The sequence below is a fragment of the Enterococcus alcedinis genome, assembly GCF_014635985.1.
GTDB lineage: Bacteria > Bacillota > Bacilli > Lactobacillales > Enterococcaceae > Enterococcus_I > Enterococcus_I alcedinis.
In genome coordinates this window covers 112,624-126,726 of sequence record NZ_BMDT01000005.1, presented here as the reverse complement: position 1 = coordinate 126,726, position 14,103 = coordinate 112,624, and the positions used below count along the sequence as shown (strand labels likewise).

The window sequence follows — 14,103 nt, the reverse complement described above, 5'->3', positions numbered from 1 at the left end:
CAGGTGAAAATCTTTAAAATAGATATATTAAAGCGTAAAAGGAGATTTTCGTCTATGTTATATGGATCTATTGAAGCTGGCGGAACAAAATTTGTTTGTGCCGTTGGTAATGAAAAATTAGAAATTTTGGAGCGTGTAAGCTTTCCAACAACGACGCCTGAAGAAACAATGCCTCAAGTTATTGAATTCTTCAATCAATACAAAGAAGAATTAGGCGCAATCGGTGTAGGTTCATTTGGGCCAATCGATATTCGTAAAACATCAGAAACATATGGTTACATTACATCAACACCAAAATTAGCTTGGCAAAATTACAATTTTTTAGGTGCAATGAAAGCAGCTTTTGATATTCCAATGGCATGGACAACCGACGTAAATGCCGCAGCGTATGGAGAATATGCTTTTGGTAATGGTAAAGGCAAATCAAGCGTCGTTTATTATACAATTGGTACAGGCGTAGGCGCAGGCGCATTACAAGATGGGAAATTTATCGAAGGATTTAGCCATCCTGAAATGGGGCATATGCTTGTTGTCCCACATAAAGATGATGATTTTGAAGGTGCATGTCCTTTCCACGGTAACTGTTTAGAAGGTATGGCAGCAGGTCCAGCAGTTGAAAAACGTAACGGACGTAAAGGTCAAGATATTCCACAAGACGATCCATTCTGGGAAATTGAAGCAGAATACATTGCACAATGTGCGTATAATACAACATTAATGTTCTCGCCAGAAGTGATTATTTTTGGTGGTGGCGTAATGAAACAACGTCACATGGTTGAAAAAGTACATGCTGCGTTCACTCGTATCATGAAAGGCTATGTTGCAACACCAGCTTTAGAAGAATACATTTTAACACCAGCGTTAGAAGACAATGCAGGAACGATTGGTTGTTTAGCATTAGCTGAAAAAGCGTTAAAAGAAGCGTAATTGACGAAGAATAATAATAGTGAAATGGGGGTGAAATTGTGAGTCTGTATTTAGAGATACCACAATTGAACCCCCAATTTCCATATCGCGCCTTTTTAAATGACGGCATGACGATTGTTTATCCGCATTGGCATAAAGAAATTGAAATTATTTATGCGAGTCGGGGAGCGGTAAAAGTAGGGATTAAAGATACGGTCGTTGAAGTGACCGAAGGGGAAATTTTAGTGATTGCCAATGGTGAACCACATTATTTTTTAGCCTCACCAGACAGTGAACGCTACGTGTTTCAATTTGAATTGCGTTTATTTGATGAATCCTTTTTGAGAGGGAAAGAAGAAAGTCTTGTTTCGCTCTTTGCTAAAGGTGAAGCATATAGTCGTTATTGGCCGGAACATTTACAAGAAAAAACACGAGAGTTACTCGTCGAATTGTATGAATTAGAAGTCGAACAGCCAAAAGGAAAAAACTATGTGGTCTTATCGAATTTGGCTCGTTTCATCGGTGAGTGCTATGCGCATTTGCCAAGAAAAGCCGAAGAACATTTGACACCGACCCCGAATGCGATTCATCGAAAAGATACATTGGAGCGGTTGAACAGTGTTTTTGAATACATTGAAAGTCGTTACCAAGAATCGATTACCCTTGATGAAGTCGCAAAATTCGTCGGTTTCAGCCCGTACTATTTTACGCGTTTCTTTAAAAAAAATACAGGGCAAACCTTTGTCCAATTCCTAACAGAATATCGTATCAACCGTGCCAAATTTATTTTAGCCCAAGAAGAAATTCCGATGATCGAAGTTGCCGAACGCGCCGGATTCACCAGCGTCAAAACCTTCCACCATGTCTTCAAAGAAGAAGTCGGTATTTCGCCATTACAATATCAAAAAAAGATGAAATAAAAAAAGAATGAATCTTACTACACGATCAGTCAATTGACCGTGCAGTAAGATTCATTCTTTTTTCAGTAGAGAAGAAATCGCTGTCGAAGGAAGATTTTTTAAAGCTCATGTTGACGGCGATTGTATTTTTGCCATCATTAAGTTTTGGTCTTTGGTCAGTGTAGCAATTACGGAACGCATGCTTTCCCAATCGTGTGTTGTTGGGACGCTATTGATACAAATAAGAGTGTTTGACTGTATGTTTAGATGAGAAATATTGGTTAAGACGATGGCGTATTTGGCACTTTCTTCGTACGCTTCTTGCTCGTTTAACGCTTCAAAGAGGCTGATTTGAACGTGATTCCCAAAATGATAATCGATCAAATCTTTTAAAAAGTGCGAGTGTTCAATGTCGTAATCACAAAAGATACCGATCGAGATTGGTTGAATTTGGCGGTCAAGTTCTTGTAAGAGATTTTTCCAATGAATAATCATCGTATATAAGACAGTATTGAAAGAAACATCGGTCCATTCAAAGGAAGGATAAAATTTCAAGTTGTGTAATTCTTGTTTGAGTATCGTCATAAAATTCGGAAAATCTTTTTCAATGCTCTTGATAAATTGGGAGTGCTTATCAAATAAGATGTAGTTATTCCCGAAGAATAAATGTTGTAAATTAAAGACTTCTTGAATGACCTGAGTTTTGTTAGACATGACAATCGGAATTCTTTTGTGAAGCGTGTCTAAAAACAAAGTGAAATTTGCGAGGAATTCATTTTCGGAAAGTGAATGTTGGATAGCGTTTAATGTCTGTTGATAGGAATCGAGTACGAAACTAGGGGCTAAGAAGACAGAAAAAACATCTTTTATGACAGAAACAGTCCCTTCAAAACCAAATAAAAGTGAAAAACGCTGCTGAAAATCAGGCGCCTCGACGAGCATCGAAATCAGGTCGTCGTATTGCGTCGTTAAATGCTCAATTGAGAGCACGTGCTGGTGCGAAATACGAGTAATATTGACTAACCCAATCACACGGAGGAGCTTCATATCTGGGAAATTTAATGGGAAATCAAAGACTTGGGCAAATGTTTTGATTAGCGAATCAACAAGTGCAACTTGTTCCTCTAAGAAGGGTAAATCAGTATCCGTGTATTTCTCTAATATTAGATGAATAAAAAGATTTCGAATATTGCCTTCGTTTCCGCTTAAAACATAAGGCGGGTGATTGAATTGTATTTCCTTTGTTTCGAGATGGGTTTTTAATTTTGCAACAATTCGTGAAAACGTTGAAGGACTAATAAATAATGTGGTACAAATTTTTTCAGTAGTGAGTGCGTCTTCAAATAAAAGCAGTTCGAGGAACGTTATTTCTGTACTCATTGTTAAGATTTTTCGATAAATAAAATCAATGGAAACCGTATCAGGGTAAATTAATCGGATACCACTTTTCGGAGAAGTTTCGATAAAAAAGGGTGGAAAATGTTTATTGATCTCGAGGATATAGTTATTTAGAGAGCGTGTGGAACAACCTATTTCTTTAGCGAGTGGTTTTAGAGTCACCCATTCATCTTTTTCGAAAAGGGTCTCAATTAATAATAATTGGCGATAAGTGCTTGTAGCTAGAATCGTTTTCACAATCATCCCTCATCTATCTGTCTATATTTTTGAAATTTAGAATAGTCTAAATGACACGGAAAAGCAAGTTTTAAGTTAGAGAAGAAGAGGCTGTTCGTGCTACTTGCTAAAAAACACTCAAGAAATGTCAGATGATGCGTCAAATGAAGAAAAAGTTGGTGAGTATTTGGTTTGGAAAAAAGGTATTATAAATACGCGTTTGAAGGCGTGGAGTATTTAAAAAACATTTTTTAGATGCTCCAAGCGAAGATTTATTCATTTTAATTCAAAAAACAAGTCGGTATAGTTGAACGGTTTTTCAAGAATTAGAAGAATTCAAGTAGATCGTTCTTTAATCAAAATGGATGATAAGTTGAAGCATTTTAGCAGATTGATGAGAAGGTGAGGATAAAAAAAGTGTCGCACAGAAAATATCATTTGAGCAAGGTTGAGCCGCAAAAGATAATGCACACAATAAACGAAAAAAGCATTAGATAAGCTTTTAAAAGAAAGATTTTGAAGCCCAAAACGAATCAGGATCGAACACAATAAGTTTAGTCTATAAAAATGAATGCGATACGGGTGTATTGTTATGAAATTACATTTCTGTTTGGTACAATATGAACATGCAGTATTTTATAATATCTTGAGGTTTTATTTTTAATTTTTAAAGATTGAGTTGTGTTTGTTTTAAAAATGAATAAGAAAAGGAAGTGTATGTAAGGAAATGAAGAAAAAATGGACAATTGTAACGTTAGTCGTACTACTGATTCAGTATTTTTCACCAGTAATTGCACTAGCAGAAACCATTGGTACGAGTGTAGGAAACACATTGAATGTATCAGAAGTACTCGTTGTCGATGCCAATAATGTTGACCCAAACAATGTGCAACTAACATTAAAAGGGCAAGCGACAGTAGCAGATGTAGCATCAGCAAAAGCAGAAATAAAACTGTCCGGAATACAGGCAAATGCAAATGGCACAGTGACTAATAGTGGACAACAAATCGTAGGAGCGTTTCAGGCAAGTGGCAGTTCAGTAAAAATTCAAATGAATGACGGACATACAGGTTCCTTTGAATTGAAATTAAACGGACAATTACTCGATAGCTTAACAGCGACGCAAGTGATTGGAGCAACTGTCAATCAGAGTGCAGCAAGTGCAAGCATTACGCTAAAACAGCCTCTCGCTGTAGCAAATAATGACGAAGCAGCTTCAACTGAGTTACCAAGTACTCCAGAAACAACCGTTGAAAGCTCGATAACGGAAAATACCGGAACAAGTGAAAGTACAGAGGATATAGGCAACACTGAAAGTACAACAACAGAAACAACGAGTACCCAAAGTACGACCGAAGGAAGTACAGGCGACACCGAAAGCACAACGGAATCAAGTACTTCAAAACCAACCAAAGTACAGGCTAAAAGAGATGCAATCAATATCGATGATCTTTTTCCAAATGGGAAAGAATTCTTTACTAGTGTCGAGATTTTAGGCGAAGACGGTCAACCAATCAATGGCAAACCAATCAATGTTGGTGATCCACTTAAGATTAATTTTGAATATTCCATTCCAGAAGATATCCGTGATCAGATGCAACCAGGAGATTTTTACGAAGCAGAGTTGCCAGCAGACATTAAAATCAAATCAACGATTAATTTTGAATTGAAAAATGAGCTAGGTGAGGTTTATGGAACGGGAAGAATTGGAACCGATGGGAAAATCCACATCGTGTTCAACGAGAAAGTCGATGACGAATCTGCAATTCATGGAACCGTTACCGTATCAGGAGAATTCCAAAAGCATGAAGGGTTAAAACCTGGACCTGGTGAAATTGAATTCCCATTTGTTGAAGAAGAAGAAGGAATTCCAGTCATTGTAAAACCAGAAACGGAAGAAACGATTCGAAAAACCGGTCATCCAGATCGTCAAACCAATCCAAATGAAATCGTTTGGAATGTGGATGTTAACGTGGGTTTAGATACGCATAACAATGCGGTAGTGACAGAAACGTTCCCGACAGGTACGACATACGAAAGTGTTAAAGTATATAAAGTCAAAGTAGATATGGATGGAAAAGTCATCGAAAGTGGCTTCGAAGAAATGGTCGAAGGCACACACTATACAGTTGATGCAGCAGGGAATGTTTCCTTTATCGGAGAGATTACCGATGCATACCGCTTAGAATATACGACTTCAATCGATCCTAATACGAAACCAGGATCAGAAGGTGGGACGGTTAAGTATAAAAATACTGCGACTATCGCTTCCGATGAATTAACCAATCCGATTCCAGCAGAAGCGACAATTACGTCGAAATACAACAAAGCACTTGAAAAGTTAGTTCCAACATACGATCCGAAGGAACAATCGTTCACTTGGACGGTGCGTTATAACTATGTGGAATACGATATTCCGACAGAAGATGCTCATTTTATCGATGGATTTACAGATAACATGATTTTAGATGAAGATTCATTTGTCTTAAATAGAGTTAATTTTGATGCACAAGGAAATCCAGTTCCAGGAGAAGCGTTAACGACGCCGGAAGATTATACCTTAATCCCTAGAAAAGACGGCAAAGGTTTTGAAATTAAATTTAATGGAAAAATGGATTATGCCGTCGATATTAAATATAAAACACTCATTAACGAAGAAGTGACAGGCAACCAAGATTATAGCAATTCAATCATTGACGGTTCTGGGAATACAGGTGAAAACACAGGTGGTGCGAAACAACAAGGGTTAATCAAAGGTATCCAAGACGTTGATTATACGAACAAAACCATTACGTGGAAAATTGATGTCAATCAAAACCGTTACGAGTTAAACAATTGGACATTGAAAGACCAAATGAGCCCAGGATTGAAATTATCCGATGGCACAAACAGCTTTGTGATTAAAGATATTACAGGCAATAAAACATTAGTTGAAGGTACGGATTATACGATTGCCTACAATGAAGCAGCCGGTACAATTAACGTTGCCTATATTAACGATTACAAAAAAACGAATCATCAATTCTCTATTACATATCAAACTGATTTTGATACACCGGCTTTACATGAAGCGGGCTTGACAGAATTCTTGAATACGGCAACCTCACACTGGACGAATGAAGATGGAACGGAATTAACTTCAGAAGACGAAGAACCGTTTACGCCGAATAAAGAAGAAAGCGAAGATGGCTTTAAGAGTGGGAATTACAATGCAGAAACGAAAAGAATCACTTGGACATTTGGGATTAACTACAACGCTCAAAAACTAGGTGATGTTCAAATTAATGATCCAATCACATCGAACCAAAAATTTGTTGGCGGAAGCTTAAAAGTTTACCGTTATACCATTGGTAAAGATGGTAAAGTAATCAAAGGTGCGGAACTTACAGCAACAGAATGGGCTCGTTTCGCAGTGACTGAACCAACAGAAGCAGCAAATGCACTAGGTATTAACATTACTGCCGTTGAAGCAAATGATCAATTCTATTTTGAATTTGAAACGTCATTAGAAGGCGAAGTTGTTAATTCAGGAAGCTCATATAAGAACATCGCAACCGTCGATGCAGAATTAGTTGAAGGCACGTTTGATATTGAAGGAACCGTATCGATTGCAAACGGTGGTTCTTTAATTCAGAAAAGCGGAAAACAAGATGAAGATGGTTTCTTGAATTGGTCAGCAACGGTTAACCCAAGTCAATCAACAGTCTATGATGCAAAAATTACCGATACACCGACGCCAAATCAAGTGATTGATGAGCAGTCTGTTATTTTATACGAAACAACAGTCGATGCTGCTGGGAAAATTACAAAAGGTGGCCCATTAGATCCAACGAAATATGTCGTATCGTTAACCACTGATGGCGTAACGGGACAACAAGTATTAGAGATTGTCTTTACCGATGAGAAAATCGAAGAAGCTTATATTTTAGAATACAAAGCCCTCTTGCTATTAGAAAATCCAAATGGTGAAGCGGTGTCGAATAAGATTAAGTTAGAAGGAACAAATAAAGTCGAATTAGTTGAAGAAATTGAAATCACTGTCGAGGCAGAAGTTTCAGAAGGTGGCGGTACGGCTGTCGGAGAAGCTGGTCGACTAGAAATTCGCAAAGTCGATGCCAACGGTGACATTTTAACAGGTGCGACTTTTGAGCTATGGGACAAGAAAAACGTTCAAAAGCTACGTGAAGGGGACGTTTCTAAGGAGGGGACGTTACTATTTGGGAAACTTCCTTATGGCGAATACATTTTGAAAGAAACAAAAGCACCAACAGGACACACGATTCCAGATGATTTAGTTACTGGACGTAAAGTAACAATCAATAAAGAAACATCCGCAGTAGGTTTTTACTTAGATATTGAGAATGCACGCAATCGTGTGACACTAGAAAAAGAAGCCAAAGACGGGAAAAAACTAGTCGGAGCCATCTTTAAATTAGAACAATTGATTGATGGGAAATGGCAAGTAGTCAAGGGAAAAGAAGCCTTAACGACCGATTCAAAAGGTCAAATTATCGTTGAAGAGTTAACTGAAGGGCAGTATCGTTTTATCGAAACCAAAGCACCAGAAGGGTATATTTTAGATCAGACGCCAATTGAAGTCACGGTTGTCACAAATGAAAATCATCAGACACCAGAAGTCAAAGTCACAGCTAAAAACTACCAAGGTAGCGTGAGTTTCATAAAGAAAGATGGCAATACTCTGTTAGCTGGAGCAGTCTTCAAAGTGAAGCAATTGACTGACGGTTCAGGCAAAGAAGTTAATAAAGAGTTACCTGGTACATATACATCGAAAGCAGATGGTAGCGTCACAATTTCAAATCTTGCACCAGGCACGTATGAAGTAACCGAAATCACAGCACCAAATGGCTACTTACTCAATACGCAAAAAATCAAATTTGAAATTGAGAATGAGCATGCAGGCGAACCAGCATTCGTCGAATTAGCTGATTTCTTGAACTACAAAGGAAGCGTCGAGTTAATTAAGACGGATAAAGATCAAAAAGGATTATCGGGAGCCATTTTCCAAGTCAAGGATGAACAAGGAAAGAATGTTGGCGCACCAGTAACGTCAGCGGCTAACGGAAAAGTAACAATCGAAGGCTTAGCACCAGGGAAATATACGTTAAATGAAACCCAAGCACCAGACGGATATATCCAAAATACACAACCAATTCCATTTGAAATTGCAACTTCATCAAATGGTAAACCAGAAGTGATTCAAACCGGCAACTTTGTAAACTACAAAGGCAGCGTTCGTCTGAAGAAAATTAATGCACAAAACGACGGATTAGAGGGTGCCAAGTTTGAGTTGTATAAATTGGAAGGTGATTCGACGACTTGGACACGATTAAGTGAACATACTTCTGTCCTAAAAGGTCAAATCGAAATCAATGATTTAGCACCAGGGAAATATAAATTAGTCGAAATAGAAGCACCAACAGACTATGTCTTAAATAGTTACCCAGTATTTTTTGAAGTAGCAGAAGCGCACCAAGGAGTCGTATCCCTACAAAATCTAGGAGACTTTCAAAACTTCAAAGGCGAAGCGGTCATTAACAAAACCGATGCTGACGGACAACCATTAGCGGGTTCAAAATTTGATTTGTTTGAATTTGTTGGCGGAAATGAAGTACTTAAAGCAGAAATTGAATCCAATGAAAATGGGGAACTAAACTTCCCACTACTTTCACCAGGATCGTATAAAATGATTGAAACGCAAGCACCAGCAGGACATTTAGTGAATGCGAACCCTATCTACTTTACGGTAGAACCATCATCAGGGGGTGTAACACCTGAAAAAGATGTGTTTGAATTCAATAATTACCAATCAACCATCGAGTTTACGAAAACAGATGAAAATGGCGTATCATTACTTGGAGCGACATTTAACATCTATCAAGCGACAGAGGATGGTGGTAAGACGGGTACTCCGCTAAATCCAGAACCGTTAACATCACTTAATGGCCTCTACACGTATGTTGGACTAGAAGTTGGTAAATACGTATTAGAAGAAGTGGACCCAGCAATTGGCTTCATTAAGAACACAGAATTAATGCCTTTTGAAGTCAAATCACAAATTGGTGAACCTGAAGTGATTGAGTTACCGAACTTTATCAACTACCAAGGAGATCTTTCATTCCTGAAAAAAGATAACGCCGGTGAAGCATTAGCAGGCGCAGAATTTACGATTACTTCAGAAATCGAAGGTTTTAAACCAATCACCGTTGTGGCTGGTAAAGATGGAAAAGTAAGCTTTGAAAACTTAGCACCAGGCGATTATCAAATCACAGAAACAAAAGCGGCGTCAGGTTACATTTTGAATACGAAAGTTATCGATGTAACGATCGATGCAGAAACAGCTGGAGCACCAGAAGCAATCGAATTAGCTGATTTCGTGAACTACAAAGGCTCGGTTTCATTCTTTAAGACAAGCGAAGATAAGCAACTGTTAGCAGGTGCAGAATTTACGCTTTACCAAGGAAAAGAAACAATCGAAACCGTGACAGTAGGTAAAGATGGAAAAGTTCAATTTACTGAACTGTCACCAGGTGAATACACCATTAAAGAAACGAAAGCCGCACCAGATTACATTTTAAACACAGCAGAAATGGCTGTAACGATTGTGGAAGAGTCACTCGACCAAGAAGCGATCGATGTTCAATTGGATAACTTCATTAACTATAAAGGCTCGATTTCATTCATTAAGACAGATAAATTAGGCAATGCTTTAGAAGGCGCTGAGTTTACACTGACTTCAGAAAAAGAAGGATTCGAACCAATTATCGAAACAGCAGATGCAGAAGGAAACGTTCGATTTGACGCGTTGTCACCAGGCAACTATACCGTTAAAGAAACGAAAGCGGCACCAGGTTACATCCTAAATACAACGGAAATCCCAGTAACCATTGTGGAGGAATCTGACAATACAGCAGAAATTGCGGTAACATTAGACGATGTTGTCAACTACAAAGGTTCAGTTTCATTCGTTAAGACTGATAAATTCGGTCAAGGTTTAGCAGGTGCAGAGTTTACATTGACGGCAGAAAAAGAAGAATTCGAACCAATCACTGTCGTTGCAGATGAAGCAGGAAACGTTCACTTTGAAGAATTATCACCAGGCAATTACACGATTAAAGAAACAAAAGCCGCATCAGGATTCATTTTAAATACGACTGAAATTCCTGTAACGATTGTTGAAAATGCGGAAGAAACAAATGCTATTGATGTGGTACTTGATGATTTCATCAACTATAAAGGCTCGGTTTCGTTCCTGAAAGTCAATAGAGAGGGTCTTGGATTATTCGGAGCTACCTTTACATTATACCAAGGAGACGAAGCGATACAATCGGTTCAATCGGATATTGAGGGAATGGTTCAGTTTGAAGAACTTGCACCAGGTGAATATACGATTCGAGAAACGAAAGCCGCATTAGGGCATATTCTAAACACTCGCGTAATCCCAGTAACGATTACGGAAGAAGCTGAGGGAGCGAATGTCGATCTTGTCTTCCCAGAAGCGTTTATTAACTACAAAGGCTCGGTTTCATTCGTTAAGACGGATCAATTCGGCGAAGGTTTATCTGGAGCAGAATTTACATTGACGTCAGAGGTAGAAGGGTTTGAACCAATCACTGCCGTTGCGGACGAAGCAGGAAATGTCTACTTTGATGAATTATCACCAGGTAATTACATGATTGAAGAAACGAAAGCCGCACCAGGATATATTTTAAATACAACAGTGATGGATGTAACGATTACTGAACAAGCAGAAGATGAAGATCGAATCCATGTCACATTGGATGATTTCATTAACTACCAAGGAGCTGCCGAATTAACGAAAGTCGATAAGTCTGATGAGAAGAAAGTCTTGAAAGATGCTGAATTTAAATTGACAGATAGTCAAGGAAAAACAGTAAAAGACAAACTCGTAACGGATAAAGACGGGAAAGTATTGGTTGATCAATTAGCACCAGGTACTTACTACTTGGTTGAAACAAAAGCACCAACTGGTTACCAATTAACGAACGAAAAAGCTTCGATTGTTATTTCTGATAAAGAAGAAGGTCAACCAACAGTTCAATTAGTCACTGTGACGAATGAGAAGGTCAAAGAACCGACACCAGAGAAACCAAGTAAACCGGGGCAACCAGGTAAGCCAAATAAACCAGGTCAAAAATTACCACAAACTGGTGAGGCGAACAACGCGATTTTAAGCGCCATCGGTTTAGTCTTGATTGCATCGACTAGTTTAGTCTTTGCCTTCAAACGTTTTAGAAAAAGATCATAAGAATTGAGAAAACAGCAAGAATGGCAAGTCGCCTCTCTTGCTGTTTTTTTTTGATTAATGGACCATTTCGCATAGAAAACAAACACGTTTGCAAGCTGATTCTCCTGAATGTTCGGAAATCACTGTATCTTTCATTAGAGTTTCATGAAAAATGATGAAATGAACTCATAAATCTTTACAAATGATTTTAGATGAGTATAATTCATCAAGTGGTCATCTTTATTGTCCGTGTTTAGCGGAATGAGATGAGTAAAAATCATTTTTTTTATGGCTTTAATCGTAAATTAAAAAGAATCAACCAACATTAGGAGGAAATATTCATGAAATTCAATAAATTAGGGTTATTATTTATGGCAGGAGCTGTTTTGTTAGCAGCTTGTGGCGGAACAACCGATTCTTCAAATAAATCAAGTTCGACTGAAACAGCAGGAAGTCAACAAGCCAATAATGATATCAAAACAGTTGCATTTATTACCGATACAAACGGTGTCGATGACCGTTCATTTAACCAATCAGCGTGGGAAGGTATGGTTGAATGGGGCGATGAAAATAATTTAGCACGTGGGAATGCAGGGTATCAATATTTCCAATCATCAAACGAATCAGACTACATCCCAAATATTGATCAAGCGTTAAACGCGGGCTTCCAAACGGTTTTTGGGATTGGTTATAAACTTGTTTCTTCAATGGAAGAGCAAGCTAAAGCGAATCCAAACGTGAATTTTGTAATGGTGGATGAAGTGATTTCAGGTTTAGATAACGTTGTTTCAGCAACATTTAAATCAGAAGAAGCGGCTTACTTAGCAGGTTTAGCAGCAGCTTATACAACGAAAACAGATAAAGTTGGTTTCATTGGTGGCGTTCAAGTCGCGGTAATCGAAGTCTTTGATGCCGGATTCCGTCAAGGAGTAGCTGATGCAGCAAAAGATTTAGGAAAAGATATTAAAGTCGTTTCACAATATGCCGGTGCTTTCGATGCACCAGACAAAGGCCGTACAATTGCCCAAGCGATGTATGCGCAAGACATTGATGTCATTTATGCAGCAGCAGGTGCCACAGGTAATGGTTTATTCCAAGAAGCAAAATCATTAAACGAAGTACAAGATAAAAAAGTTTGGGTTATCGGTGTTGACCGTGACCAAACTGAAGAAGGTAATTACGAAAAAGACGGTGAAAAATTAAACTTCACATTAGCTTCAACGTTAAAACAAGTCGGTGAAACAGTGAAAGACTTAGCAACTAAAGCAAATAGTGGTGAATTCCCAGGCGGAGAGCACATTGTTTATGGTTTAGAAGAAGAAGGCGTAGGACTAACAGACGGACAATTAACAGAAGATGTTAAAAATAAGATTGAAACTGCCCGTCAAGCGATTATTGATGGTACAATTACAGTGAAGGCAACATTAAAATAATTCAATGCAAGGAGAAATAAAAACATGCGTAAAGTTTATTTGAACCATGACGGTGGCGTCGATGATTTAGTGACACTCTTTTTAATGCTACAAATGAAAGAGGTCGAAGTAGTGGGGGTTGGAGTGATTCCTGCAGACTGCTACTTAGAACCGGCAGTTTTAGCGAGCCAAAAAATTATTGATAAATTTGGACATGGTCAAAAAATCAGTGTGGCAGCTTCAAATTCACGCCCACAAAACCCATTCCCGAAAGATTGGCGGATGCATGCTTTTACTGTTGATGCGTTACCGATTTTAAATGAAAGCGGCAAAATCGAAACGCAAGTATCGGAATTACCTGCTCACCTTCACTTAGTTGAAACATTAAAAAACCAAACAGAAAAAATTGATTTGGTTTTTGTCGGTCCATTAACCGACCTAGCAAGAGCTTTAGATGTTGATCCAACCATTGAAGACAAGATTCAAAAATTATACTGGATGGGTGGCACGTTCTTAGAAAAAGGCAACGTTGAAGAACCAGAACATGATGGGACAGCAGAATGGAATGCTTTCTGGGATCCAGAAGCGGTTGCTCGTGTCTGGGAAACAGCCATTGAGATTGATTTAGTTGCATTAGAAAGCACGAATAAAGTGCCATTAACACCAAGTATTCGCCAAATGTGGGCAGAAAAAAGAAAAGACGAAGGCATTGATTTCTTAGGTCAAGCCTATGCAATCGTCCCACCATTAGTCCACTTCCAAACGAATTCAACGTATTTCCTATGGGATGTACTAACAGCTGCAACTTTTGGTAAAGAGTCATTAGTGAAAAAAGAAGTCGTTTTATCAAAAGTTCATGCATACGGCGCAAGCCAAGGTCAAACCTATGAGGACAAAACAGGACGTCCGGTTAACCTTGTTCATGACGTAGACCACGATGCATTCTTTGAATACATCACAAACTTAGCAAAACAAGACTAAGGTTGTTTCTAGAGCGTCATGATAC

Annotated in this window: 6 protein-coding genes; 5 read left to right on the top strand and 1 reads right to left on the bottom strand. The window is 38.5% G+C overall.

The window, feature by feature from the left end; genetic code table 11:
* The first annotated feature begins 54 nt into the window (after window positions 1–54).
* Together scrK and IEV09_RS07015 are read left to right on the top strand one after the other, a co-directional pair.
* Window positions 55–927 (top strand): fructokinase ScrK, encoded by an 873-nt coding sequence (scrK, locus tag IEV09_RS07020; protein WP_188367574.1) that lies wholly within the window; start codon window positions 55–57, stop codon window positions 925–927.
* Window positions 928–965: 38 nt separating this feature from the next.
* A complete protein-coding gene (locus IEV09_RS07015) occupies window positions 966–1,826 on the top strand; it encodes an AraC family transcriptional regulator (protein ID WP_188367573.1) in 861 nt (286 codons plus the stop codon).
* Window positions 1,827–1,931: 105 nt separating this feature from the next.
* On the opposite strand, the gene IEV09_RS07010 is transcribed toward IEV09_RS07015, so the two are convergent.
* Window positions 1,932–3,440 (bottom strand): AcpB/EbpR/MafR family transcriptional regulator, encoded by a 1,509-nt coding sequence (locus IEV09_RS07010; protein WP_188367572.1) that lies wholly within the window; start codon window positions 3,438–3,440, stop codon window positions 1,932–1,934.
* A gap of 706 nt (window positions 3,441–4,146) precedes the next feature.
* Here IEV09_RS07010 and IEV09_RS07005 point away from each other — a divergent pair.
* The 3 genes from IEV09_RS07005 to IEV09_RS06995 all read left to right on the top strand — a co-directional run bounded on the left by IEV09_RS07005 (window position 4,147) and on the right by IEV09_RS06995 (window position 14,078).
* Window positions 4,147–11,706 (top strand): SpaA isopeptide-forming pilin-related protein, encoded by a 7,560-nt coding sequence (locus IEV09_RS07005; protein WP_188367571.1) that lies wholly within the window; start codon window positions 4,147–4,149, stop codon window positions 11,704–11,706.
* 320 nt (window positions 11,707–12,026) lie between these two features.
* Window positions 12,027–13,118 carry a BMP family lipoprotein gene (locus tag IEV09_RS07000; protein WP_188367570.1) on the top strand — a complete coding sequence of 364 codons (1,092 nt, stop codon included), beginning with the start codon at window positions 12,027–12,029 and terminating at the stop codon, window positions 13,116–13,118.
* Window positions 13,119–13,142: 24 nt separating this feature from the next.
* Entirely contained in the window at window positions 13,143–14,078 is a 936-nt protein-coding gene (locus IEV09_RS06995) for a nucleoside hydrolase (protein ID WP_188367569.1), read from the top strand.
* The last annotated feature ends 25 nt before the right edge of the window (window positions 14,079–14,103 follow it).